The sequence below is a fragment of the Cytobacillus massiliigabonensis genome (assembly GCF_900199725.1).
Classification (GTDB): domain Bacteria; phylum Bacillota; class Bacilli; order Bacillales; family Cytobacillaceae; genus Cytobacillus; species Cytobacillus massiliigabonensis.
Genome location: NZ_LT904900.1, coordinates 22,081 through 46,977, shown reverse-complemented (window position 1 = coordinate 46,977; position 24,897 = coordinate 22,081). Strand labels below are relative to the sequence as shown.

At 47.7% G+C, this 24,897-nt stretch carries 36 protein-coding genes; 1 reads left to right on the top strand and 35 read right to left on the bottom strand.

From position 1 onward, the window contains the following. The 4 genes from C1726_RS00340 to C1726_RS00325 all read right to left on the bottom strand — a co-directional run. Positions 1-267 (bottom strand): YolD-like family protein (locus C1726_RS00340; protein WP_102271326.1); only part of this gene is annotated, 267 nt, incomplete at its 3' end. Positions 268-319: 52 nt separating this feature from the next. Further along, positions 320-784, bottom strand: a complete 465-nt coding sequence (locus tag C1726_RS00335; protein ID WP_102271325.1) for a hypothetical protein — start codon at positions 782-784, stop codon at positions 320-322. Continuing rightward, complete coding sequence (locus tag C1726_RS00330; protein ID WP_102271324.1) at positions 777-1,370, bottom strand: replication-relaxation family protein; 594 nt, start codon at positions 1,368-1,370, stop codon at positions 777-779. Before C1726_RS00330 ends, C1726_RS00335 begins: the two co-directional genes overlap by 8 nt. Continuing rightward, entirely contained in the window at positions 1,297-2,592 is a 1,296-nt protein-coding gene (locus C1726_RS00325; RefSeq protein ID WP_102271323.1) for an FtsK/SpoIIIE domain-containing protein, read from the bottom strand. The genes C1726_RS00330 and C1726_RS00325 overlap by 74 nt, the downstream gene beginning before the upstream one ends. Positions 2,593-2,830: 238 nt before the next feature. Between C1726_RS00325 and C1726_RS00320 the strand changes: the two genes are divergently transcribed. Further along, the gene (locus tag C1726_RS00320) at positions 2,831-3,055 is read left to right on the top strand and encodes a helix-turn-helix domain-containing protein (protein WP_102271322.1); all 225 of its coding nucleotides are present in this window, start codon (positions 2,831-2,833) and stop codon (positions 3,053-3,055) included. Between the two features lie 58 nt (positions 3,056-3,113). Here C1726_RS00320 and C1726_RS00315 read toward each other — a convergent pair whose 3' ends face one another. The 31 genes from C1726_RS00315 to C1726_RS00175 all read right to left on the bottom strand — a co-directional run bounded on the left by C1726_RS00315 (position 3,114) and on the right by C1726_RS00175 (position 24,597). Further along, entirely contained in the window at positions 3,114-3,656 is a 543-nt protein-coding gene (locus tag C1726_RS00315; RefSeq protein WP_102271321.1) for a DUF4352 domain-containing protein, read from the bottom strand. 112 nt (positions 3,657-3,768) lie between these two features. Further along, positions 3,769-3,987: a holin gene (locus tag C1726_RS00310; protein ID WP_102271320.1), complete on the bottom strand. Its 219-nt coding sequence runs from the start codon at positions 3,985-3,987 to the stop codon at positions 3,769-3,771. Next, the gene (locus tag C1726_RS00305; RefSeq protein ID WP_180968057.1) at positions 3,987-4,721 is read right to left on the bottom strand and encodes an N-acetylmuramoyl-L-alanine amidase; all 735 of its coding nucleotides are present in this window, start codon (positions 4,719-4,721) and stop codon (positions 3,987-3,989) included. The genes C1726_RS00310 and C1726_RS00305 overlap by 1 nt, the downstream gene beginning before the upstream one ends. Beyond that, positions 4,722-4,928 (bottom strand): BhlA/UviB family holin-like peptide, encoded by a 207-nt coding sequence (locus tag C1726_RS00300; RefSeq protein ID WP_102271319.1) that lies wholly within the window; start codon positions 4,926-4,928, stop codon positions 4,722-4,724. Positions 4,929-4,933: 5 nt separating this feature from the next. Beyond that, positions 4,934-5,095, bottom strand: coding sequence for a hypothetical protein (locus C1726_RS26005; protein ID WP_180968056.1), 162 nt, complete (start codon positions 5,093-5,095; stop codon positions 4,934-4,936). Then, complete coding sequence (locus C1726_RS26000) at positions 5,088-5,237, bottom strand: hypothetical protein (RefSeq protein ID WP_180968055.1); 150 nt, start codon at positions 5,235-5,237, stop codon at positions 5,088-5,090. Before C1726_RS26000 ends, C1726_RS26005 begins: the two co-directional genes overlap by 8 nt. Next, the gene (locus C1726_RS00295) at positions 5,237-5,416 is read right to left on the bottom strand and encodes a hypothetical protein (protein WP_102271318.1); all 180 of its coding nucleotides are present in this window, start codon (positions 5,414-5,416) and stop codon (positions 5,237-5,239) included. The genes C1726_RS26000 and C1726_RS00295 overlap by 1 nt, the downstream gene beginning before the upstream one ends. Next, a complete protein-coding gene (locus C1726_RS00290; protein ID WP_102271317.1) occupies positions 5,416-6,663 on the bottom strand; it encodes a hypothetical protein in 1,248 nt (415 codons plus the stop codon). Before C1726_RS00290 ends, C1726_RS00295 begins: the two co-directional genes overlap by 1 nt. Before the next feature lie 2 nt (positions 6,664-6,665). After that, entirely contained in the window at positions 6,666-7,235 is a 570-nt protein-coding gene (locus tag C1726_RS00285; RefSeq protein ID WP_102271316.1) for a hypothetical protein, read from the bottom strand. Positions 7,236-7,237: 2 nt separating this feature from the next. Beyond that, positions 7,238-7,534 carry a hypothetical protein gene (locus C1726_RS00280; RefSeq protein ID WP_102271315.1) on the bottom strand — a complete coding sequence of 99 codons (297 nt, stop codon included), beginning with the start codon at positions 7,532-7,534 and terminating at the stop codon, positions 7,238-7,240. Next, entirely contained in the window at positions 7,534-8,196 is a 663-nt protein-coding gene (locus C1726_RS00275) for a putative phage tail protein (protein WP_102271314.1), read from the bottom strand. Before C1726_RS00275 ends, C1726_RS00280 begins: the two co-directional genes overlap by 1 nt. Further along, complete coding sequence (locus C1726_RS00270) at positions 8,193-9,239, bottom strand: baseplate J/gp47 family protein (RefSeq protein WP_102271313.1); 1,047 nt, start codon at positions 9,237-9,239, stop codon at positions 8,193-8,195. Before C1726_RS00270 ends, C1726_RS00275 begins: the two co-directional genes overlap by 4 nt. Further along, entirely contained in the window at positions 9,239-9,655 is a 417-nt protein-coding gene (locus tag C1726_RS00265; protein WP_142385046.1) for a DUF2634 domain-containing protein, read from the bottom strand. The genes C1726_RS00270 and C1726_RS00265 overlap by 1 nt, the downstream gene beginning before the upstream one ends. A gap of 11 nt (positions 9,656-9,666) precedes the next feature. Further along, complete coding sequence (locus tag C1726_RS00260; protein ID WP_180968054.1) at positions 9,667-10,122, bottom strand: DUF2577 domain-containing protein; 456 nt, start codon at positions 10,120-10,122, stop codon at positions 9,667-9,669. Continuing rightward, entirely contained in the window at positions 10,106-11,167 is a 1,062-nt protein-coding gene (locus C1726_RS00255) for an XkdQ/YqbQ family protein (protein WP_102271310.1), read from the bottom strand. Before C1726_RS00255 ends, C1726_RS00260 begins: the two co-directional genes overlap by 17 nt. Further along, complete coding sequence (locus tag C1726_RS00250; RefSeq protein WP_102271309.1) at positions 11,164-11,817, bottom strand: LysM peptidoglycan-binding domain-containing protein; 654 nt, start codon at positions 11,815-11,817, stop codon at positions 11,164-11,166. The genes C1726_RS00255 and C1726_RS00250 overlap by 4 nt, the downstream gene beginning before the upstream one ends. Continuing rightward, complete coding sequence (locus tag C1726_RS00245; protein ID WP_102271308.1) at positions 11,817-13,817, bottom strand: methyl-accepting chemotaxis protein; 2,001 nt, start codon at positions 13,815-13,817, stop codon at positions 11,817-11,819. Before C1726_RS00245 ends, C1726_RS00250 begins: the two co-directional genes overlap by 1 nt. Positions 13,818-13,974: 157 nt before the next feature. After that, the gene (locus C1726_RS00240) at positions 13,975-14,364 is read right to left on the bottom strand and encodes a phage tail assembly chaperone (RefSeq protein ID WP_180968053.1); all 390 of its coding nucleotides are present in this window, start codon (positions 14,362-14,364) and stop codon (positions 13,975-13,977) included. A gap of 59 nt (positions 14,365-14,423) precedes the next feature. Further along, a complete protein-coding gene (locus C1726_RS00235; RefSeq protein ID WP_102271306.1) occupies positions 14,424-14,846 on the bottom strand; it encodes a phage tail tube protein in 423 nt (140 codons plus the stop codon). Positions 14,847-14,862: 16 nt separating this feature from the next. Beyond that, positions 14,863-15,939 carry a phage tail sheath subtilisin-like domain-containing protein gene (locus C1726_RS00230; protein ID WP_102271305.1) on the bottom strand — a complete coding sequence of 359 codons (1,077 nt, stop codon included), beginning with the start codon at positions 15,937-15,939 and terminating at the stop codon, positions 14,863-14,865. 14 nt (positions 15,940-15,953) lie between these two features. Next, complete coding sequence (locus C1726_RS00225; RefSeq protein WP_102271304.1) at positions 15,954-16,436, bottom strand: hypothetical protein; 483 nt, start codon at positions 16,434-16,436, stop codon at positions 15,954-15,956. 1 nt (position 16,437) lies between these two features. Next, positions 16,438-16,860 (bottom strand): hypothetical protein, encoded by a 423-nt coding sequence (locus C1726_RS00220; protein ID WP_102271303.1) that lies wholly within the window; start codon positions 16,858-16,860, stop codon positions 16,438-16,440. Beyond that, entirely contained in the window at positions 16,861-17,208 is a 348-nt protein-coding gene (locus C1726_RS00215) for a hypothetical protein (protein ID WP_102271302.1), read from the bottom strand. After that, positions 17,208-17,591 (bottom strand): hypothetical protein, encoded by a 384-nt coding sequence (locus C1726_RS00210; RefSeq protein WP_102271301.1) that lies wholly within the window; start codon positions 17,589-17,591, stop codon positions 17,208-17,210. The genes C1726_RS00215 and C1726_RS00210 overlap by 1 nt, the downstream gene beginning before the upstream one ends. 12 nt (positions 17,592-17,603) lie before the next feature. Then, positions 17,604-17,798, bottom strand: coding sequence for a hypothetical protein (locus C1726_RS00205; protein ID WP_102271300.1), 195 nt, complete (start codon positions 17,796-17,798; stop codon positions 17,604-17,606). A gap of 48 nt (positions 17,799-17,846) precedes the next feature. Beyond that, positions 17,847-18,755 carry a major capsid protein gene (locus C1726_RS00200; protein ID WP_102271299.1) on the bottom strand — a complete coding sequence of 303 codons (909 nt, stop codon included), beginning with the start codon at positions 18,753-18,755 and terminating at the stop codon, positions 17,847-17,849. A 49-nt stretch (positions 18,756-18,804) separates the two neighbouring features. Then, entirely contained in the window at positions 18,805-19,416 is a 612-nt protein-coding gene (locus C1726_RS00195) for a hypothetical protein (RefSeq protein ID WP_180968052.1), read from the bottom strand. 52 nt (positions 19,417-19,468) lie between these two features. Beyond that, positions 19,469-20,248, bottom strand: coding sequence for a phage minor capsid protein (locus C1726_RS00190; RefSeq protein ID WP_322090952.1), 780 nt, complete (start codon positions 20,246-20,248; stop codon positions 19,469-19,471). An 80-nt stretch (positions 20,249-20,328) separates the two neighbouring features. Then, positions 20,329-21,861, bottom strand: coding sequence for a phage portal protein (locus tag C1726_RS00185; protein ID WP_102271297.1), 1,533 nt, complete (start codon positions 21,859-21,861; stop codon positions 20,329-20,331). Positions 21,862-21,881: 20 nt separating this feature from the next. Then, positions 21,882-23,570 carry a phage terminase large subunit gene (gene terL, locus C1726_RS00180; RefSeq protein WP_102271296.1) on the bottom strand — a complete coding sequence of 563 codons (1,689 nt, stop codon included), beginning with the start codon at positions 23,568-23,570 and terminating at the stop codon, positions 21,882-21,884. Positions 23,571-24,216: 646 nt separating this feature from the next. Beyond that, positions 24,217-24,597 carry a phBC6A51 family helix-turn-helix protein gene (locus C1726_RS00175; RefSeq protein ID WP_102271295.1) on the bottom strand — a complete coding sequence of 127 codons (381 nt, stop codon included), beginning with the start codon at positions 24,595-24,597 and terminating at the stop codon, positions 24,217-24,219. Positions 24,598-24,897 lie beyond the last annotated feature (300 nt).

The following is a 24,897-nucleotide window of genomic DNA, read 5'->3' as shown; positions in this document are numbered from 1 at the left end:
TTTTACGCGAAACTGTTGCGCAATCATATCAACGTACTTCACCCACCCGTTTACTTTCGAAAATCTTCCCGCAGTCCACACCGTAAATTCCACCGGCAAGTTGAACTCCATGGCGAAATCGACGCGCGAGTCGAAATCGATACGCTGGTATTCGTCGACAACCGGCTTATCAACTTTCGCCATTTCGTCGGCAAGCCACGCCATCGCTTCGACTTGCTCCGGTAGTATAAAGCCCTGCCACTTCTTCATGCCGCGTTCTTTTAACATTCGCAGTACCTCCGATTAGTTTTACGTATATTATACGCGAACAAACGTTCTTTTACAACGACTTCGCAATCTCGACTAGTAAGTCCATCAACAACGGAAGCATTTGCACCAACACGTAGCCCAGCCCGGCTTTTTGAATCATTCCGAAGCCACGGTCCGCATTACCGACCATCACGAATAACCCGCCGCCAAGCATCATAACGAGCGAAATCGGATAACTCAACGCCTTGACCAACTCGACAAGTGGCGCGAACGCTCCGACTACTTTCGCGGTGACTGCTCCGTTGACCGCACCGGCTGCAGCGAGCGATACATCGCCAAATGATAGCGACAGGACAATGACGCCAGCAGTTACGCAGGCTTTGACGATTGGTTTAACCGGTACTCCGAAGTACCCTTTGCGCTTATCAAATGCGAGTACGTGCTCGCTAACTTTAGTGCAATTCTGCACTGATGTTAAATCACTCCGGCTCAAAAACTCCTTAACGGACATCGTTTCAACTTTACGCTTAAACATCGAAATCACCTCTCGTATAAATTCTCGCGTCAAAACCTTCACATATTTTCGCTAACTGCTTCCGGCGGTACTCCGTCGTCGTAATCCAAATAAACTTCGGTGACCTTTCAAATACGCCCAATTCGAATAGCCTGCGATACTTTGCTAGTTTCGCCCTGTTTTCGTTCATTTTCTGCGCGTTATCAACTTCGCAAATATAATAACGACCTGCCATCGTGAATATGGCGTCTGCAATCACTGTTACTTCATTCTTGACAGCTAATTTAACTTCGCTTTTCCATGTCGACGGGCAACCGTGCGCCAAATAAAGACTATTTCGCATTAGATGATGCGTTATTTGATGCGTCTTTTTTAATACTTTCGATGCTCCGACGCGCTCACGTCCAGTAGCGTTCAAGTAGTAGATGTTTTCGCCTAGCCTAACCGTATTCAGATAATCGCTCATATCGCTTAATATTCGGTTAGCGTTTCGGTCGCCTCCGAGTCTGTGTAATCGCTGAATTTGCGACCTACTAAGAAAGCCCAATTTCTTCAACGACAAGAGAATGTTTTCCTGGCGCTGCTCTTTTGCTACCGTTGCTTGCATTCGTATCATCCTCCTTGCGTGACTTGAACGTAATGTGTGGCCCGATAATGCGATCAATCGTTTTATTACTAATATAAGGCGTTTGAATTTCCGTACATTTTACCTTCTTATAAATTGCCCGCCCTTGAACTAACGGCAACTTCTCTGCACCTTCTTGGTCGATAACGACCTTACTCGCAATCCCAGTATCAAGAACGAAGCATAGACGTCCGATACAATTTCGTTTAATTTGCGAGTCGATCGTTTCAGCCGTAGGATATTGTGTCGCGTAAACCAAACGCTCGCCCGCTGCCCTTCCGCGTCTTGCGATGTCGATTATTATATCAACGCAATTTGAATCGTCTGCGATGTCGGCGGCTTCGTCAATAAACGTGAAATAGCGTTCTTTTATGCCGGCCTCCTTTACGTCCTCGAATCCGTTTGCTTCGAGATAGTCCATCGTTTTATTCATGCGTTCTTGAACGGCTTGCAATGCTTCGAGCGCTTCTTCCGCATTCTTCGCAACAATTTCGACCTGTTTAGCTTTGCGAAAGCGTGAAAATGACAGCCCGCCCTTTAGGTCGATTAGCGTAAATTTAACATCGTTAGGCTTGCGGTGAATGAGCGTCGTAATCCATAGTTTTAAAACGTTGGACTTTCCGAAGTCGGTCGAACCTCCAATTAAACTGTGCGCGATTTTATCGAAGTCATGCTTTAACAACCCTTGCCGACTCATGCCCGCGGGAACTTGCCATCCTTTTAATGATGCGAAAAGCGATTCGTCTATTTCGAAGAACTCCGTTAATGGCTCCTTATAAACGCGAAATTTCAACATGCCGTCAAACTCGATTTCAACCTCCTTATGTTCCGTTTTCTTTCTCGACGCTAGTTCCCGGAGTTGCGAAACAACGTCACGACTTCGCCAGTTAATCACTCGCAAGTCCGCCATCGAAACATCGAGTACACGTCGTTTTGCGTTTAGTCCGTCCTGGAATCGGTCTAATTTATCACGGAATTGTTGCGACGATAGACCTTGCGGAAGCTGAAACACGTATTCAACGAAAGCACCTTTATTTGTCCGGCGAAAAGGACGTATCTGCGTACCGTCTTTTGCGACAAGTCCTGCGTTTGCCGCAATTCGGATAATGTTTCGCGTGTCATTACCGCCTAGTCCGAGTTGGTGTAAGTAGGACGCGCCGACAAGCCCACCGACCACAACCGACGAAAGCACTTCGAACAACATAAGCAACACCACCTTTTATTCATAGAATAGTCCCAGCGAAAAGGAAGGAAACGGACAAGCTTACGACTATTGATGCGTAAGAGTTTCCGCTATTCCTTTCGCAATTCTAGGCAGGAATTTTATTCGGAATAGTAAAAGGTATGGTGCGCTGATTGTCCGTTATGTCTGTTTTTTGCACGATGTTTAAAAACGGACTTTTTGGACGAGACTACTCCTAAAAACGCTAGGAGTGACGCGAATGTTTGGACTAGGTAAACGTAGGACGAAGTTTGGCCGTTGGATTGATCGGAAGGGAATAGCGCAAATAGAGATCGAGGAAAAAGCGAAGCTAGGGCGTGCGACAATCAGCCGCTTATGTAATGATTTCGACTACAGACCGAAGTTTGAAACCGTTCAGAAGGTAAAACGCGCGATCAAGGCGCTGGGGCATGACGTGCCTCCGGACGATTATTTCGGAATGTAAAATTATAAATAATTAAATAAAATATATCTAACACAAAAAAACGCCCCAACCACGAAGGTTAGGGCGTTAGTTTACTTAGTTTTAAGGTTACGTCGTATTTATTATCGTTAAGTAGGTCGGCGTAATGCGACCATACTAGTCGGATTTCACCTAATGCGTCAGCTTTTATATTTTCCGGCAACGCAAATGCAATATACCCCTCTTTGGTTACCTCATTAAGGAGCTCGCCTCCTATGTCGTCGCTTCCTAACATGTCCGCACTAATTTGCGTTTCTCCTATAACTAACTTTCCTTGATTGGGATAGGTAGTTAACGGCTCATCAGCTGTGTTTTGAATTTTAAAATGAACGAATAGCGCATTAAATGTCTCACCGTTTAACGTATCTTCTTGCTCTTCAATAACAACATGGTCGATGGTTGTTATGACGCCTGACTTATCGTCACTCCACCCGACTTTATAGATAATGTCGTTTTCTTCTTCCGATTTTTCTACCTTCTCATTCTCAACCTCTGCCAGTTTCGACGAGGTTTCTATATCCTGAGTGGAGCATGCGCTTAATAATAGAAGTATAACCGTGATAATTCCAACATTTACCCTCATTTAAAAGCCACCATCCCATATGTAATATTTCCTAATTATAGCATGTATTCCCTATATATGTATACGCAGTAATAAACGATAGGATTCGCTATTACTGCGTTTTATTTCGTTTTTATTCGTCCTTCTTGCCGTCCTTGAACCACTTGCCAACCGCCGGATTGCTGACGATGCCCGCGAGAATAAGAATCGTTAGCACCGCGTCAACATAGCTTTGATACTTTTCGGGCGACAACGCCACGCCTGCGTCCTGTAACAACATGCCGAGCAACGCAGCCACCGCTACCCACAGCCCGTAATTCTTCCACTTCGTTTGCTTCGATTGTTTCGCCATTATTTCGTCCCCCTGTCGAGTAGTCCTAATTTGTCAAGCACCGCTACAAATTGCGCTCGTGTCATCGGGTTATTTACGCCGAATGTGCCGTCAGGATAGCCCGACATTACTCCGTTCGCAATCGCCTTTTTAATCGATTGCTCCGCCCAATGACCCGCCACGTCGTTGTTCTCCACTAGCTCCGCCCCTTTTCGTTTTAGTCCGTAAACTTGCGTGAGTGCCTTAACGTTTGTCTTCGCACAAAGCACTCGAAACGCGTCGTCCTTTAATTTCGGCAAGTCTGCCGCGTTGTCCATAAAGCCATGCTCGATAAGTACCGCCGGCATGTCCGTTTCGCGCAAGACGTGAAAATCCGCAGTCTTAACGCCACGGTCGACCATGCCCGTCGCTTTAATTAGCGCAGCTTGAATAGCTTTCGCGACTTCGCGAGACTTAGCGCTACTCTTCGGATGCACGAACGTTTCAATGCCCGTGCCACCGCCTGCGTTTGCGTGAAGGCTTACGTATACATCGACGCCGAGTTTGTTCGCCCTGTCCGTCCGTTCCTTTAACGGCACGTCTCGTAATTGTTCATGCGCGAAATAGACCGTCACCCCTTCGTATTTTTCCAACTCCGCTCGCATGACGTCGGCGACACGGCTGTTAAAATGAAACTCGCGCAGGCTGCCGTCGGGCGACCGCTTGCCTGGCGTGTTTGGTCCGTGCCCCGCATCTAGCATAATTTTCAGCGTCATTTAATCGCCTCCTAGCTTCGATTTGATGCCGCGAAGTTCTTCGATTACCACGTCGTACTTTTCGCTAAACTTGTCGAGTAAGTCATGTAATCGCGACTCCCGTTCCTTGTTCGTTTTCATTACGTAAATAAGGAGCCCGACGAATAATACTGCGTAAGGCCCCTGTGTTAGAAGGTATTTAATTACGTCCGGATTCGATAAGTCCATCGCGATCACACCCCCGCCGGCTCGGTAATGTCGTAACCAATCTGCGTTAACTTTTTGCCGACTTCCTCGCGCAAGTTTGACAAATTCGGCACGTCCGAATATTTGTAAGTGCCTGCGAGTACCGCCGTAAACCACACCTTTACAACTACGCTGTTTTCGTTAAACATTCGCCTCATCCTCCTTAACGTCCAAAACATCGCCAACAATGTCGCGCAAATTAAAAAGAGCCGGCACATCGTCGTATGTCACCGCCCCTTCGTTGATTTTGCGTACCCACGCTTTAACTACCGCTGATTTATCCGTAAACATTAAACGCCACTCCTTTCGCCTTGTTGCATCGCAATTAACATCGACAATTCGATAATCGCGTTATCTAAGTCGTCTTTGAGTTGCGCAAGCTTTTCGGCCTCCGTTTCGCCTTCGAATACTTTTTCCAGCTCGCCGAACGAACCGTCCGGCAGCCGTTTTCTACGCAATAATACGCTCATTAGTTAAGCACCCCCGAAATAAGTTTGACCGCCGCTGTTGACGTTGGGTCTGCGCGATGTAAGTTCAATTCGATGACGATTTGCTCCTTCGCCGAGCCTGCGTCGAACGTAAACTCGTCCTCGACGATGCCGTCCGCAACTGGCGCCGTGTTCGAAAGGGTCATCGCTTGGAACGATTCTTGTTCGCCGTTCATTCGCATGGAGACGTTTGCGGAAACCGTTAAGTCGCCAACTTCGCGTTGAACCCATACGATAATGCCTTGCGCCGTGCCTTTCGGAGGGACAACGGAGTAGCGAACATTTGAATCGAGCAACGCCGTATTGTTGGCGGCCTTAGTTACCGTCAGCGCTTTCGACGTAATGAAGTTGTACGAATCGATCGCTTGAAGCGTTATTTGATTCGCGCCCGCCGCTAAGTCCGCAAGTTTTAGGTCAAACGAAAAAGCACCGCTCGGACCGTTATAAATCTCGATAAATTCACCGCCGCCAATCTTGTACTTGACGATTACGTTTTGAGATTCCGGGTCATTTACGCTGCCTGTCATCGTAATGCTATCGTTGTTAATGAGTCCGCTTTTTTGTTCGACAGGGTTAATCGTTAAGGTTGCCGGTCGGTTTGGCACAACGTAAAACGAGCGAACTTGTTCCGCCGATTTACCGCCTTTGTCATCCTCCGCCCAAACTTTCAGCGTGTGCGCTGTACCTTCGCCGAGTGCTTCGGTGATTAGCGATTCGCCGTCGTACAGTTTTCCGCCTTTGAACGTCAGCGATTTGCTGTACGGAATTGGTGCAGAGCCGTTGGAAATCGCTGTAGCAATCGCGCGTGCCGTGCCGCCGTTAATCGAGTACTTTACGTTGACGATGTTTCCATTGTCCGCGTCAGTTGCTTGTCCGTCAATTAGGAACGTGTCGTTTTCGTAGAGCGTACGATTGTCAGACGTGTTTAACGTTAGGGTTGGCGCTGCGTTTTTTGGTTCTCTAAGCAAAACAATATAAGGTGTATCCGCAAAAATAGTGAATGGCTTTACAGCGTCACTAGGAAATCCATTAAGCGCGTATTCCTCTAATCCTTTAATAAATGTTAATAACTTACTACTCCCCAAAACTGCATCAGTAATATAATGTATCTGGGAAGAACTATTTGTGATGGGGTTTGTATTTTTCAATTTGTAATTGTAGTTTTCCCAATCATAGTTATAGGGGTACAGCGTGCCCGTTGACATTGAAATTACAGATTCCCACGCCATTACTAAATCACCTCGCTAACTGACACGTTGAATGTTCCCCATTCGCCGATCAGCATTCGTTTGTTAATCTCGTCCACTTTCGAATTTGAACGCGCAATCTTCGCGCCCTTTACATACGCATTTGTCAACGCTTGTACCGTCACCGTTTTACTCGATTCATCTATCGCAGTTACGAGTACATCTTCGCGATTAGTAGAGTCGTAGACGGACACTTCCGTAAATGGTACGAACCCCATCGAGTTATCGACAGTCAGCACCGTAGCCCCCGCCGAAACTGCCTGCGTAATATCCGCAATCGCGATTTGCTTCGTCAATTTATTCGTCGAGCCGTCGAGTGTGTCTGAAAATGCTCCGCTGTTCCCCGGCGCCCGTCCGTCAAGTTCGAGCAACACTTGCATGCGCAGTAATCGATTTTCATGCTCGACTAGCCAGTTGTACGCTTCGTATATGCCTTCTTCGATATTGTTCGCGCGACTTGCGTTAAACCGCGTGCCGTCCTGTATGATTTGACCGTTCGTAACGTCAACAATATGGTCGAACCACTCCGTTTTGATGTACGGATTTGTCGTCATCCTTACGCCTCCTTTATACTGATAGTAATAACGAACACAACCACGAAGCCGTCTGGACCTTTTCGCACGTTGTACGTTCGATGCTGTAAATCGCGCCCTTGTCCGTCCTGCAATTTCGCGTTTGTAATCGTGCCTGTTTCATTCGTTAAGTAAACGAAGTGTTTAACCGTTCGCCCCTCGACTAGCGTTTTAAAGATTTCGTATTCGCGCTCAACGCCGTCAATCGTCACTTGCGCTTTTTTCGCCAAAGTCCGCATGTAATTAAGCGTTTCGTCTACGTATAAATCCGTAACTGCCATTAAATCGCCTCCGTTTCGCTTGCATAAAATTCACCGCATATCGGGTAATTCACCGCGAAATTGTACTCTTGCACGCCTAACTTAGCCTCGACTCGGTCAGCGATTCCTTGCGCATCGTCCGTTCGGAACGTGTCGCATATGCGATAAGGCACTTCAAACGTGTACGCTGATTCGGTTAACACGATGCCTTCGCGAATAGAGCCGACTAAATCGAATGCTAAATGCGCCGGCTTAACCTCGTTTACAGCTTCTTGAATTTCCGATGTGTTAAACGAAATATTTTCACTCAATGGGATTTCCGCTTCGAATCGATACTCGCCGTTGTACTCGATTATTCGCGCTGATTTGTCCGCTACATAAGCGTTTACCACGTCTGTCAAATAAGCGACTGTCGCCGGCGCTGTTCCGTTAAGTCGCGCGAGAATGCGGTTTCGGCGAAACTCTAGCGACGAGTTCGGACGTGGCGGCAAGTCAAGCACGCGCTCCCAATCGTCAAGTCCGTTTGTTGCCGTGCCGACGTAAAACTGATCGGTCGTTGCCCGTGCCTTTATCCGCGTTTTATCGACCTGCTCGGCGTTTGCCGACATAATCGCTTCGACTTCGGGCGAGTCGTCGTAGTACCGAGGCAGGGCATCCGTTAAATCACGTTTAACTCGCGTCATGTTAATACCACCTCGCCAACTACTGCGACAGCATCTTCCGCAATAGGCACGTTTGCTGTTGCGTCGTTAATCGTTAGTAACTCGTAATCTAGTACGCCGTTAACTTCAAGCAACGCCTCGCCAACGCGCGCATATCGGACAATGCCCGACTGTGCCGCCGTCAGCAAATAAGCGCCGACTGACGTCTTAATCGCGTCTAGCACATCGACTGGCAATAAGTCTCCGGCAAGCGTTAGTTTTGCACTAATATTAATCGCAACTTCTACGACAGGCACGACGGTCACTGTTGCGCCGATTGGTCGCTCCGCCTCGATGTGTTCCGCCACATTTGCGATAATGTCCGGCGTTGGCGCTCGACCGTTTGCCGCGACCACAACGACTTTGACCGTGCCGGCTCCCGCATGTAACGGAAACACTTTCGCAGTTGCCACGCCGTCGACATCTGTCGCCCACTTTTCGTAGTGATAAACGTTGCCCGACGTTATCGGCTTGCGAACTTTTAGTAAATAACGCGCAAGTAACGATTCTTTCGTCTCGGCGTCAATTCCGCCAGTGAACACTTCGGCATTAGTAACGTCAGTTACGCCCGCGACTGTGTTTTCATATTGCGTAATTTCCGCAGGACCAATATTGCCAGCGATACCTCCTTCGACCGCTTCGACGGCAACTGTCGCTGTGCCACCGCTTAGTGTCGCGTCTGCTATCGTTTGAAAATAAACGCCCGCGTCCGTATAAACGCGAAAGCCTGCCGGCACGAGTAAACCGTCTGTACCCGTGATTGTAACGACCCCTTGCGCCTTAACTGCGTCTTTCCAATCGACGCCCATTTCTGCAGCCCTTCGTATTAAATACGGCAAGTCCGCCGTGTCTGCAAAACCGTTCAGGTATATCGCTGCAAGTTCGAAGTCTAGCATTTCGATTTGTTCCGCCGGTGGTGCTAGCATATCGTGAACGACTGACCCTTCGCGTTTATCAACGTCGTCACGTACGACCACTTTCATTTCGTCCAATATTGCGGACGCTGTTCGAGTTTCATACGCCATTAAATCGTCACCTCCTGCGTGACTTCTCCGTAAATAGACTCAACGGTAGCCACAATAAAAACGGCGTCGCCCTCGCGTTCCGCCGATACGTTTGTTACGTCAATTATTCGATCGTCAAATATAATTGCCTCGCGAACCATTCGCGGTAATTCCGATTGGATAAAAGCCTCGGTCACGTCGCTACCAATAAGCGTCTCTAGCTCGCATCCGTAATCGTCCGAGTAAATGTGAAAATGCTCGCGACAGGTGAGTATCGCTTTGACTACGTACTGTTTTATTGCGTCGAGTTCGTCGACCATTCCGCCGCCTAGTCGGCTGTTACCGAAATTAATACGATAAGTCAGCGAAGGTTCGGGCTGGGCGTTTGCTTCCGCGTCTAAGTATGCGTCAAGTAGTTCCGGTTGATTGTTCGGCATTAAGTCCGCCACTAGTACCACACCGCCCTATCGAGTACGACGTAAATCATGTCCTCGTCTAAGCATGCGACAATCACACGATCCCCCGGCTTTAAAACATCCTCAAACGTTAGCTTTGCGTTCTGCATTAAGAACTTTTCGTATGGTACGGAGTCTGCATGGCTGATGTTATTACGCGAGGACCCCGCATCTTTCTGCATGTCGCCGATGTCACTGACTATATTCCACGTTTTGGGATACTCGTAATTAATCGAAATAATACGGTCATGGCGCGTCAAGTGTTCGGCGACTACTAAATCGTCCTTTTCAAGTTCTAGCCCGTCCGCATCGAGTTTTAATCGAAGATTAGGAGGCGCCTCGACGACCGTTGCTATTTCGATGTTTACCGGTTTGGAATAGCCGACATCGCGTATTAATTGCCCGAACTTCGAGTACACGCTTCCTTCGTGGTCAACTCTCTTCGTCATCCTTTTCCGCCTCCTTTTTCTTCTTCTTTTTCGGCTTTGGTTCAACCGGTGGCTCATATTCAATTTGCGTTAATTCAAGTTCACGCGTTAATTGGAGCGTCATAGTATGCAAGCCGGATGCATCGAATCTATGCGAATCGGACGCAACATAAAAAACGCCCTTGATGCCGGTCATAGCTTCGTCCGCTACTACGGAAGTGGCGCTTACTACGTCTATATCTCCGATAGCTGTTACGCTAAATTCTTGCTTCGGTTTCGATAATTCGGCGAGCAAAGCGTCGGCTAACGGCTTTAATTCTTTCGCTGACTTGACGTCGCTTTTATGCTCGTAATGTTGCATGATTCCGTACTTTGACGTACTTGGCGAACTAACCTCGAATGTGACCGGCTTATTTTCGTCGCCGCCCGTCAATTTGACGCGAGTCTTCACTTCGTCAATCGATTCCGAAAATGACGCGTCGATTATGTTGCGCTTGTTTTCGAGGACGAGCCGTTTCGTTTGCGCTGTCACCTCGACAAGTTCTAACTTGCCAGCCATATTGCGAAAACGATAGCGTTTACCTGTCGCCTTTTGCGTTTCAGTTAGCGCGGTAACTACGATGTCATACAACGTCTTTCCACGCACGATAAATCGCGGAATCACATGGCGTGTGTTGGCGAGCGCGCCCGTTTGGATGCCGTACTTTCCGCAAAGGGTCGATAGAATTTGCGTAGCCGTCTTGCCGGTAAATCGCACGGTATCGCTATTCTTCGTTAAGTAAACGTTAGGATCATGCGCCATTAATGACTGCGCGCCGGTTGAGTCGATTGACGTTCCGAATAGGATTCCGCGAAAGATTTCGACACTACCGTAATGGACGCGAATCTCGCCGCCATTTTTGAAAAGTATCGAGTACTTACGTCCGTCGCGCGTGTTGTTCAGCGAAATAGAACAACTGCGAAAAGCTTGCGCCGTATCGCCACTCACTTCGACGTCTTTAACAAGTCCTGCAAGGTCGCGAACCATGTTGTTGTGATAATAAATAACGCGTAACTTTTGTGTCATGACGGAATCACCAACTTTTGCCCCGGATAGATTAAATTCGGATTATTGCCGATAACCGCCCGATTTGCTTCATAAATCTTCGGCCAGTCCTTGCCAAACACTTTCGACAGTGAATCGCCGGACTTAACCGTGTAACTTTGCGCCTGCTTAGTTGCGCCTTTATTTATGACCGGTGGTCGCTGTTTGCCTGCAGCCTTCGGTTTCGCCGTCACATCTTTCGGAGTTGCGCCCGTGTCTAAAAATCGATATTCTTTTAGCGACAGCGAATAATAAATGTCGCCAGGACTGCCTGCCCGCTGAACTTCGTAACTAAAGTCTCGAATAGTGACGGCATAGTTTACGTTTGAACCGGTCACGATAAATCGCAACGGCTTCCGTTTGTCGCGCCAGTTCTCAATTGTCCGTATACACTCCGAAGGCATTGGGAAACTGGCATATTCGCAATAAGTTTCGTTATAGTGCTTCGGAAAGAACGATTCGAATGAAAACTCCGCCGCGCCGCGCTCGCCAATTACCGTATACTCGCCGAAATGAGTAATGCTGATGTCCGTATTCTCGAACGGTGATTTTACGTTCAACGTTGCAGGGTTGACAGGCAGTCGTAACTTTTCTGCGCCGTTGTTATACGATAACCAAAACTCTACCGCCATTACGCACCCGCCTCCACTGCTCCGTTAATTTTCATGTAAAGCGCTTCCGCAATCTTGTCGATGTCAGATTCTTCGCGAACATTAAACGTATTGCCCGTGATTGTCACCCCGCCGCCACTTCGTCCACCTTCTCGATAAGCTGCTGCTTCTCCACGCGGAAGTACCATTTCGTCTTTGTGTAACGAGTACAAGGCGCCGTTGTATGGTACGCGGTCAAGTCCGCCGTTTCTCTTCGGTATATTTCCGGTGGTACGAATTTTAGGCTGACTTCGTCCTTTTCGTTCCGCGTCACTTTTCGCAAGTTTATCAAGTACTGCTTGATGGTCTTTGTACGGGTCGACTTTACCGAAGGTCGCTTTTTTAATAACGAAGCCTACCGGGTCCGATATTAATTGCGCAATCCACGACTCGTCCAGCTGACTCTTTAACCCCGACGCAATCCCTTCAAAAATACCGCTACCGATTCGAGTACCGATAGTTATAATGCTTTCCGCTGACGCTTCAACGCTCGCGGTTAATATTTGAATCATATCGCTGACCGTCTTTGCGATTTTGTCACGTCCGCCACCGTCAAGCCACTCGACAAAGTTGTCGTACACGTCGCCGATTACCCATTTTACCTTTCCGAATAGTGTCGTCTGCTTTTGGAAATCACCGTTTTTCTGAATCGATTCAATCCATCCGCCAATAGTCTTCGTGGCACTAATAAAGCCGCTCGCAACATTTTCGAGAATTTTCGCTCCAGTCTCCTTGAAACGTTCGAACATCATCGCGCGATCGAGGTTTTTCTTAAATTCCTCCGGCGTGAAGAAGTTCCGATTCGCTATGACCTCTTTGACTGACGCCATCCCACTTTTAACGCCGTTAAGGAACTCCTTAATTTTCATTAGCGCAGGCTGACCCATGGTTCGCAGGATAACGTTTGTCTGCTCTTTGATTTGCGCCCATACTCCGAGAGTTGTTCCGCCCATGTCATCGATAAGCCTTTGCGTCATACCGATTTTGTTGAAATACTTATCTAACGCGACTAATTGGTCCGCTAAGTCCATCTTCTTGATTTCGTTCATGACTTTCTTAGGCATTTCGAATCGTCGAACCATCGAAATTGCGTCGCCGGAGAACATTTCACGCAACGCGAATACCGCACCTTCGACCCCTTGATACGGGTCAATCGCAGCCATACGTTCAGCTAACGACCACATTTTTTCGAGTTGTTTCATGTCCTTCGATTGCGTTAGAAAGGATTTCGAGTTAGCGAGCATCCGCTGCGAGTCCATAATCGGCGAGTCTATCGCGAAACTATCGACTAACTTCATGTAGTCCTTGCCGAGTTTTTCATCGTTCAGCATTGCGCTAATCGTGATCTTTGACTGTTCGTATTTCGCCGCTTCGCCAATCGTCGAACTGAACACCTTTTCTGCGCCACGTAATCCGGCATATGCGCCCGCTAGCCCTACGACTGCCGTTGTCATACTGCCAATGCCCCGAATCGCTCCGCCAATCGTTCGACCAATCGAATTAAAAGACGACGACGTCCGTGACACGTTTTGCGAAAGATGTTGTGTGGCGTTACTCGCTGCGTGTGTATTTTGGTTTAATTGCGATTGTGTCGAACTTAATTGCGCAGTTGACGATTGGTTACGTTGGATTGCGTTGCGTAACTGCGCTTGACTAACGGTAAAAGTACGAGCAGAGTTCGCAGCTTGTGTTACGCTAGATGCGACGGACTGTGTTTGTTGTTGTAGCCCCGCTTGGGCGGTCGCCAATTGTCCCGTAGCCGTTCGATTTCGTAGAATCGCGTTTCTAAGTTGCGCTTGAGTCGTCGTGAATGTTCGCGCCGAAGCGCTAGTCGTACGCATCGATTGGCTTAACTGCGTATTAACCGTACTTGCCGCCTGCATTACGCGGTTTGCCATTTGGACCTGACGCTGAACTTGGCGCAGTTGGTTCGCAAACTGGCTTCCATCAAGCCGTAGAACTGCTTGTAAATTAATCGCCATTACGCTTTTCCTCCTTTCTTCATTTCTTCCGCAAATAAATCATCCGACGCGTACATGAGAAAACGCGTTCTTTTCGGCTTTGCATATATTTCGTCAGGCGGGATATGGTGTATTTGATAAGCGCGATGTAAGTACCACGCTTCGCCTCCCGCCTTAATTAGTTTTTTGCTTCGTCAAACAATTCCGAGTCATCATCAAATCCGTTTAGCGATAGGATTGCGGACTGTAATCGAAGGATTTCGCCGGTTAAAAGGGCTTTACGTAAACAAGCTTCGGCACTTTTCACGCCGTGCTTTTCCATTAGCTTCGAATCGCCAAAGTCAATATTGACGCATGATTCAATGAGTAATAGGTTCGTAAATTCATCTTCTTTGAATACCGATTCACGGTTTTTCCCTGTTCCGGTAAAATGCGTAGCTTGCTCCTTCAACTCGTCGAACTTTTCGTCGCCAATTGCTTTAATACGGATATGTGTATCTAATCGTTTAATATAAACGTCATTTTCGAGGTTAGTGTCAGCTTTTAAAAACGCGTCTAATACGCTCATTTGCGTCATCCTTTCATACTTTCGTAATTTAATAAGGCGGGCATACACCCGCCCGCTTTTTAGTCGAGATATTCTGCGCCACTAATCGTGAACGGCAGTTCGTCCTCTACAATACTACCCACCTCGTATTTTAGTAGAGGGATGCTGTCGAATTGCACACCCTTTAGCCGAATCCACGTTTTACCTTCATGGTTTTCGGGGTCGTCTAGTTTCATCGTTAATTCCGTTACAAATACACCTTGGTCATCATCCATTATTTGCGCGATTCGTTTGGCCAGCGCGTTGGTAATTTTATAGCCTGTCATTGAGCCGCTGCCTGTTAAACTTACCGTCTTATGTCCGACCCATCTCGTACCAGCGCGTTTAACTTCCTCTTTTCCGATGTCGATTGTTGCCTCCGCTTGAGTTACGTTAGTGAGCCACTCGCCATCATGAAACATTTTACCAAACGAGCCGTTGAGTACTTTACTTGCGTCTAACATGCGTTATTCACCATCCTTACACATTAATTGTTAAGAAGATACGTTCCATTGAATCGACTTCTACGTAGCTAATCGCCAAGAATACGCTATCCCCTACGCTTGGTCGCTGTGGGTCGAGCGTTACAATCGGCGCAATTAATACGTTGTTTATCTCAAGTTGCTCAAGATACGCTTTGATCGCGTTAATTAACGCCATTTGACCATCCTCGTTGTTGTCAATCTTTCCGACATAGTTATCGCAAGCCGTCGCTGGCACGTCGGTCGAAATCGCCTGTCTCGCGCGAATAATACGAATCTTACCGCGCTTGCTTGCGTTCGACTCCGTTACGATACCCTGCTCGACTTTAACTTTCCGTCCGTCATGCACAAGGACGAGTGACCCGCTAGTTAATGCCGCGTTAATTTCGCTGTTACGTAGACGCTTAGTCACGTCAGCGACCGGAAGGTCTGTGTAGGTAATCGACTTGTTAATCGGCGTGCCTGCGATTAGACCCGCGATATACGTCGAATACTCTGCCGATGTCAATTCGCTACCGTCCGCTAAAACAACGCCGGTAATCAAGTTGACAGCGTAAAGGTCCGCTAATCGGATTGAGCGCGCGTTGCCGACCGTAGGGTCTTGATCTTCCACAGCCGTTCCACCAAATACAACCATGAAGTGCTTGCCCTCTTCGCGGTTGCGTTGACACCACGCTAACGTTGCGTCTTGTTCCGTCGGACTAATTTCGCCAGGGTAGACGAAGATATTAAAAGGACGTGCTTCGAAAGCGTCTCGCAAATCAATGAATTGCTGTTCCGCAGTATAACCGGCCGATATTTCGGGAACTGTGTAGACTAGCACCTCTTTGGCGCCTCCCGCCAGCGCGCGTAGAACCGCGTCATTGTGCGACGTGCCTAGCAAGTCGGTCGCTTGCTTTTCCGTTTCAATTGTCGTAAATTTTCCTGCCGGCGCTGTTCCGTATTCAAACAACGGAATTGCTACGACACCTCGCGCACCGCCCGTAATTTGTGCGAGTGCCGCTTCGACAAAATTAATGTATAATCCCGGTCGAATCGGGAGACTGGTTGGGTCCCACTGACCTCCATTCGCCATGTATATCACTCCTGTTAACAATTTGTTTTTGTTACTGTGACGCCAATTTCCGAACGAATTTCGGCATGCACTTGGCCTATCTTGTTGTACGGATTCTGCGTACGTGGCTCACGTAGGCTAACCCGCAGGATTCCAAGTATCGCAGTTACCGTCCCGCTCTCCGTCTTAAACGGCTGCGAGAATGAAAAAAACTCCAATCGCAAATAACGGTCGGAGTTTTTTAACGGTATTACTAAAACATCGTTCAATTTTCGTTCAAGCTGTTCGAACTTTTGCAGGCAAGCAAACTCGTTTTGCGCGAAGTATACAATTTGATATTCGCGATCAATACGGTAGTGGTAATTCGTTTCAGTTGCGTTGTTACTTGATAAATATCGCAAAATCAACGAGTTAACCTTCGGCTCGACCGGAATTTGCTGATAATGCACGGATGCGCCTGCGAATAATGGCTCGATAAATTCCGCAAGCGATTCGATTTCGTTAATAACTGACGCCAAACTACCACCCCTCTCGCCGTAAATGTTCTTCTATTTCGCGCTCGACCATCGCTTTCCAACGTGCTTCGTTTTGCTCCGCCGGCTCGTCGAGAAACTTTTCGACCGTGCCTGGATGCCTTAATGATTTGCCGTCCGCCGCCATACCGCCTTCGTGAATGTAGTACGCGTAATTGAAGTTACGGCTAGTCATCGCATTGGCTTCAATCTCTACGACGGTATTAAGTCCCGCACCTTCTACTTTTCCGCTAATTTGCCGACGTAGGTTTCCGGTGTCTAACGGAGCCACGTCGCGAGACTCCCGCATCCAATCGTCCTTTACGTCACGCATGCCGATAGTCGCACCGCGAGCCGCAGCGTCAGGCGTTCGCTCAATCGCTCGAACTAACCGCGTCAAGTCGAAGTCAATTTTAAAATTGCCCGCCATCTATACAAGCACCTCCGTCAGCACCGCTTTACCGTTCAGCCCTCGAACACGATTTACGTTAATTGGCAGGTAAACGCGAGTGCTGCCGGACTCGTCCGTATATAAAATTTCGTCGGTCAAATGTATGTCCGCGAACTTATCGAAAAGGATTTGCGCCGAGCTAACGACTTCTTCCGACAGCGTTTGGACTGCGCCTGGCTGTTGCGAAGTTCGTCGAGTTAGCTTTGCGCCGTCATCCACACGGCATTTCAGCGTAAATTCAATGTCGGGCGTGACTACGTTGCCCCAACGGTCGGTTTCACCTTTTCGCTTAATAGTGACGGTTTGTTTTAACGGTAGTATCGCCATTAGCGTACACTCCTTCCGACCCGCTGCCTTGAAAGAACTACGCCATTTGCCTCGCCTACTAGGTCGAATACTGATTGCGGGATTAGTGCGTTTAGGTCTTTCGCAAGCGAGCCGTCGAATGTGAACGCGATACCTTTGATTGAGAATTGCTTGACGCCGTATTGTTGCAACTTGTACGTATCGTTAAATGCCGCAGCCAAGTACGCCGAAAATTCGTAGACGGCGTTGTCGGGAATCGTATATTGCTTAAACCGTTTTACAAGCGTCCGATTGGCGACATTTAGTAACCGCTGCTTTCGCTCAACGTCCGAGTCCGTCCAATCTTCCGTATCAATTACATTTTCCGAAATATAAACGTCAGCGTCCGAAATACTAAGCGCCATTAGCGCCACCTCCTACTTTCCGGAGGCCTTTTTCGGCTTTGCCTCCGTTTGTGTTTTTGGCTTCGCAACCTCGCATGAATAGCCATAGTCATTTACAAGTACATTTTTGATCGATTCACTGTCCGTATGGCCTACGCCATTTGCGAACGCGACTCCTTCGGTAACTCCGTTATATTGCTCGTTTGGAGTTAGAATTTTATATTTCACGCTATCCCCTCCGTTTTAGAATAAAGGCGAGCCGAAGCCCGCCGTTAATTACGCCTTTAGTACGCCCTTTAAACGAGCCGCAGCTTTCGGATGGAATACCGCCATACCTGCGTACCATTCGATCCGAGTACGGAATACTGGTTTTTCGTTTAGTTCGCCAAGGTCACGCACGCTTACGCCGCCATTTTGTAGACCTGACACATATTGCTCCGGTCCGAACTTAACCGCGTAGATTGAGCCAGCATTAGCCGCAGTTCCTTGTGTTTCGTTAAATCCAAGGATTGCTGCGCCTGTGTTATCGTCCTCGATCGTACGGATTTGGATTCCACCGTAAGACATTACCGGACGACCAAACGCGTCGTATTGACCTTCGCTGTAACCGTTGTGGTTTTGAATTACACGCTTAATTTCACGGCGCATAGCCTTCGATACGAATAAGGCATCTGGCTCGCCTTCTACAGCATCAATTAGTTCGTCAAGCATGGTAATCGTTAATTGTGCACCGTCAGCGCCCGCTTCGATGACTTGCTTTCCGCTTAGACGCTTTTTCAAACCGTCGAATCCTTTCGCGTTAACTGCTTGATCACCATTAAAGTATTGGTTCGTGATAGCAAGCGCTAGAGCTTTCGCTTTCATTTCGGTATGAATTGCGCGAACATCGTTTACGTTTGAACGTGTTTGAACGATAAAACGGTCAACGTCAACGTCGCCCCCTGCGATGTACAGTCGTTCTGATTGCGGATTGATTACGCCCTCTGACGCTGTGTAACCTTCGTTTACATCACGGAATCCGATACCTGGCAACGCTCCTTCTTGGTTGTATGCGTATGCGTTCCCGCTAATATCCATTTGCGGTAAAAGTTCTAGGAAAGAAGAAGTCCTTGCGAATGTTTCAATTACGCCACGTTGTAACGTATTTTGCGACAACTTAGCCGCTTCTGTTAGTGTTAATGCCATGAGTTAATTCCCCCTAAATTGAATGTTTTTGTAAAATAAAAAGGCTTGGTTATTTTGAACCATAGCCTGCTTTCATTAATTGAACTGGTGATAGCGCGTTTAAGTCGAACGCCTGCGCGTGTGCTGGATTTGAAGCCTCTCCGATAGACTGCTGTTGTTTCTTGCCGAACAAACCTTTCGTTTCCGCTTTGTTAATCCAATCGAGTTTTTGTTCCGGCGTTAAATTGCTCGGAATCAGATCGTGGTAATCTTCCGGAATAGTTGATAGCTTTGTTTCAATTAAGTTATTAATCACGCCTTCTAACTCTTTCGCGCGTGTTTCTACGCTTTCGTATTGCGTCTTAACTTGCGTAAATTCTTTCGAAGTAGTTTCGTATAGTTCTTGGAACTTGCCTTGTTCTTCTTGCGCTTGCTTTTCCGCAGCTGCTTTTTCTGCGAGTATTTGGTCTAACTGTGCTTGGACGTCCTTAAATCGTTGGTTAACCTCGTCAAAACGGCTTTTCGGAATCATATGGTCCGATTGCTGTTTCGAGACTTCGCCGGCGGTGTTTGGTTGCTGTTCTCCCGTGTTTAACGTCCCGTCGGACGAGTTAGCGCTACCTTCTTCCGCGAATAATTGAATGTTTAATGGCAATAAAAATTTCGATTGTTTCGTTTTCATAACGTTCCTCCTTCGCGTTTAACGTGTGCGACACGATTTGGAGTTGGTTTAGTTAAATTCCATTTAGTTCTAGCAAGTCGTCCGGCAAACTATCGAGCCGTCGGATTGGCGATAATACATGCTTACAATTCGGATGAAATATGTCGCGTCTTGGTAAGTTGTATAAATACGGATAATCGCCAGGTGCACTCGGGTCTAGTTTTACGACTTTCCCTTCGTATAGCCGGCACATGTCCTTCGCTCCATGAGCGCTAATAACCGCGTACATTACTTCGCGCGACAACGCTTCATTAACCGTCGCCTCTTTGTGCGCCTCCATCATCTTTGTTCGGGCGATCATATCGACATACGTTATCGGTTTCCACTTGTTACCTGCTGCGTCAATAATGCCTACTTCTACTGATTCGCCTAGTTTCTTACGTAAATCAGCCGTAATGGCTTGACGTATTGAGGCTGTCGCATTTACACCCTTTGGTAAATTGTTGCGTAATGCTGCTGCCGTAGCAAACCTGACAGCCGCTCGTACTTTTCGATCAACATTCTGCGTAACTGCAAGTAAATCGGCTTGCGTATCTGCAGTCGCCGCTTTGACAAGTTCTCGATTGATTCGATTGAATAGTAGAAATGACTGCGCCTGTTGAGCGTTTTCAGCGACTCCTAACGTAATCAGTGTGCGGGCGATACCATCTGTCGCCGCTTTAGTAATTGCTTCGCCCGCCCATTCGGTTGCATTTCCGTTAAGGTCCGCTAGAATCTCCCCAACTGACTTTAGCGTTGCTATTGCGTTTGCTCGTTGGAAATTCGTTAAATCAATTCGGTGTAACTCTCGCAAAATATCTTCAACCGCAGTTTCGTAATACTTTACGAGTTTTCTAACGTCATAGTCGTAACTTGGCTCCGGAGGAAACAGCATTAAGCATCGCCACCTTCATCGTTAAATACGGTCGACTCAACGAACCCTTCCGCCTTCTCTTCCTCGCGAATACGTTCGAGTTCAATACGCGCTTGTTCTTCGGTATAGCCGTGGAGATTCATAATTGCGGACAGTTGCGAAATGGTTGCCTTGCCGCCCGTTTGAATCTGCGCGATAGTAGATTGCTCCAAATCATCGTCAGGCAAGCCGTCCTTGAATCGGATAATCGGCGTCGTAACCTTGTAGTCTAGTTTTTCGTCACTTTGCGCGTGTTCTAATAATTGCGCAATCAGTAGAACGCGTTTCAAACCTTTGTCGTAATATTGCCGCTTTCTATTAATCTTCGCTAGTAACGAGTTCATGCGCCATTTTACCGACAAGCCGGACGCGCCGGACGTTCCGCTGTTATCTTTACCTAGCGCAACAGCAGGAATTTCCGCGTTCATTAGGAGCAAATCGACTAGCTTTTCGAGTTCCTTAAACGCAGCATCAAGCTGTCCGTTCCACGTAATGTATTGCGGAATGACTTCGCTTTTGTCCATGACTTCGAAAATCTTGTCGCGACCTGCGTGGAATATCGGCTGTCCGTTTTCATCCTCACCTAACGTCCCCGCCGGAACCGCCATTGCTGGGTCGCTGTGCTTATCGAGAATTTCCGCGATTTTACTAAGCCGGTTGTTAATTTCGTCGAATATCGCGGTATGTTCCGTTAAATCGTCGATACCTTCCCAATGATCGTCAGTTGCGTAATTTGGGACGTGTACAACTAACGGAAACGGCACGCCTGTTAATACCTCGCGACGCTCGTCTGTTATTTCCGCGTAAATCTTCCACTGTGAAACCTCGTTTGTAAAAGCCTCGTAACTTATCGGATTCATGCGGTACTTCGAGTACTTAATAACGCCGGGATAGTGCGACTCGACGTTAAGAATCCATTCCTCGTTACTGCCGAATTTGTCCGCTTGAAACCACTCGAGAGGATTTAGTGAAAACTTCTGCTGATTCTCCGTTACAACCACTTGTGGGTATGCGATGTGATACGCCATAATCGTGTTGCCATCCATTGGCGATGTTTCCGGAAAGACATATTCCGCGTTTTGGGCTTCGATTAATATTCGAAACGGGTCGGATTCAACAGGTAATAATCCTGCGTATCGTTGCCCCCAGCGAATCTTGTAAAATGAATCACCGCGATATGAGTTACCTAGCGCCGATTCATAATTTGTTATGTTCAGCTCATTTTCGTCAACAAAACGTTCGATTACAGCTTGTTCCGGCGCATTACTCGACGTACCGGCGCTATAAACGGGCGTTTCGCCGAAAAGGAAGTCTGCTGATTTCTTACAGATAATGCCCGCGATATTTGCGGTAATGTAAAGAAGGTTCGCCTGTCGTCCGGACAGATGCGCCGCCTTTCGTTCAAGCACGCCGTAATGGTCGCCTTTAAACAGTCGCTTGTTTGCTCGGTAACGGTCGATACGCTCTTTGTGTAGTGGGTGCGGGTAAAACTCGCCTATCTGAAATAAATTCAATACTTACGCCCTCCTTTCGTTTATAGTCCGCTCGGCTTCGTGTAGAATGTTCGCCTGCGTCGTGTTCCTCCGGCTAGGTCGACCGCTCCGGCGAGTGCGTCGGGCAAGTCGTCATGTGTTCCGTGAGGAAATTGCTCTAGTTGATCGAACAATAAGCGTTGGCTACGCTTGAACCGCAAAAAGCCGCTTTCACACAACGGCTCTAGCGACTCGATACGTTCTTCTTTATTCGCTTTATGATGCGCGATTGGCTTAACCTTCGTTCCGTAAATACGTTCCTTCGCCAGTAATTCGCGCAACTGCTGATAAAACTCGTGACCCGCGCCAATCGTCTCAACTGCGAAAGTTTTATGCCCGTAATCCTTGATTATTTCTACGGCCATCTTTAGCGCTTCGTGGGACGGACATTTTTTCGCCCAAGTATCGATTGTATAAATAACGCCCGTCCTTCTATCTCTTGCGATAGTTACAATAGCGTTATAGTCGGAACGATTCGATTTCCCTAGCGCCCAGTCCCAGTAAGCGTAATATTCGAGAGGCAGTTCGTAACCGTTAGCGTCAAGTAGGTCAGATTCGTCATACTTACGTAAATCCTCGACAATGAAGATTTGATTTTCTTCGTCGCGTGGCTTGTTTTGATACTCGGTATTGAACGCCTTCGAGCCGTAGGTCCATTTCCATAAATACAGCCGGAGTATGGGCTGCGCTTCTTTCCAAAGAACTTCGGCGCCCAGGTCCATCTTGTCGCGATTCGCTTCGTAAAACTCAATCGCTTTCTGCCGCCGCTCTTTCTTTTCGAGTTGATCGTCGTTAAAGATTGCGCGGCATTGTTCCCATAAGTCCATACGTTCGGGTTCCTCGATAATCGCCGAGTAAAGCGTCGATTCGAACTCCGAGTTATTTTTTATAACGTCGTTCAACAGTGACTCGTTATGGACGATGGTCCCCATGTAAATGAAGGCTGTTCGCTTTCCTTTCGGGTCGCCTAACGGTAGTACCGAACTCGCGAACCATTCCTTTAGCTTTTCGCGTTGCTCTTTTGTCGCAGCATTTCCGCCTGGTCTTGCGTCCTCAAGGTCGTCGCAGATAATTAAATCCGGTCGCACACCGTTCCAGTTACGTCCACGGATCGCACCGCCTGTCGACGCTACTTGCACGAGAGTTAAGTCGCGTTTGATTCCATTGGTTTCCTCGTATGCGATAAATTCCGTCGAGTTATCCTTGTCGTTCCCTTTCGGATTCAGTAAAGGCCCGAAGTCTGCGCGTAGTTTTGCGTTAGTTTTGAGTTGCCCGCCAATCCAATCAATGTTAGCCGTAGCAACCGTCGGCGTCTCCGAAAGAACCATGATGTATTTGCGCTTGCGAAAAATAACTTCGCGAAGTGGAGTTGCACGCGACAGATACGTACTCTTTCCATGCGATCTTGGCGCCGCTACTGCGACCTTACCGTTCTTTCTAACGTTTGATACGTCGTCGATAATGCCGCAAATGTTCTTATGGAAGTCCGCAGCATCTTCAGGCGTTGCGAGGTCGAATCCGTCCCAGTTACCGTTATTTCCTTCGTTGGCAACGTCGCTAAAATACTCCCACGCGAAGTACATGAGGTCGACTTCCGCACGATGTACGCGTTGAAGGCGTTCCAGTTCCGTCATGTAGCCGTCAAGTTCCGCTAGTTCGTCGTCGTCGAGCGACGCTAGAGTTGCGCCCATCAAGTCGACCGCTTCCGTTAGTTCATCGATTAATTGCTGGCGTGACTTACGGTCCAGCCACTTACCGTTTACCCATGCGATAGTGCGTCGACCTCCTTTACATTACGAAAAGCCCACCGTTAGGCATTCGGTAGGCTATCGCTTTAGTCAACTAAAGCCAAACGTTATTTTTGTTGCGCGAATTTAAGATGCGCTTATTTCCTAAAAAACGGATAGGGGAGGGGGTATGCCGCCCCTACCTGAATATTTATTAATTCGAACATATTTCGACATGAATACGCATGTATATCGTATACATTCCTAGTTTACATAATAGTAACTATCGGAAGTTACCCTCGGCTGTGAACCGCGCTACATCAACGTTTGCCTACCGCCTGTTTTCTGCGATTATGCACGATTTTATACATCGTTGATCTGACGCGGTTACTAGCGCTGGGCCTGCGGTTATTTCCCTCGGTTATTGCATAGGGTTTGCGAAACTACATGCGGGTTTATGCAGCGCTTATGCATGCGACTGAAAATTTCCGAGAGGTCTTTCGTCAGGACCTCGCAGCCGATGTAATTGGCGAAAGCCACCGTAACTTCACAGCGATTCACACCGTCATTTCACCGTCTATTCCGCATTCTTTCTTATTAATATAGCCGTCTACTTGTCCGTTTGTGACCGCAGGCTTTCAAGCCTAGCGCGTAACTCCTCGCGATTAACATTGTCGCTGTCTCCCGTCTGCTTAACTTCGACCTTGTCCGTTAACATATCGTTCATCTGCAGTACGAGCTTCGCCATAGCGGCGTTACCTTCCGTAATAGCATTAGCGATCATTGAGTCGATAAGCAGTCGAAGCTTCGGCTGTGTGTGCGTCTGTAGTGTCCGCTTGAACTCTCGCTGAAATAACTCGTCCTTCTGCCAGTTGGTTATCGTATTATAATGAACGCCAACTTCTTCGGCTATCTGACGATTAGTCTTTACGCCTTCTAGTAGTAGTTCAATAACGCGATAGTGCCGTTCGTCTAACTTCTTTAACGCCATATATTAACGCACTCCTTTCCGTTTAGATAAAAGATTAAAACCGTTGCAGGCCGGCCTCGCTAACGCTCGACCGTCTGCTACTATTAATTACTTTTCGCGATAATGTATTTAAATAATAAAGGGCAGCGCCAAGTGAGGAACGAACGCAGGCGCGATGTTCTCGTCTTTGACAAAGACTAAGATATAATTACGCACTCAAAAGCGCTGTACCTCACGTGGCTCTAAGCGCCAACCCCGTTTTTACTTGTCCGAATAAGCGCACAATTATTGCCGATTATTCCGAATGAGCGCACACATTCT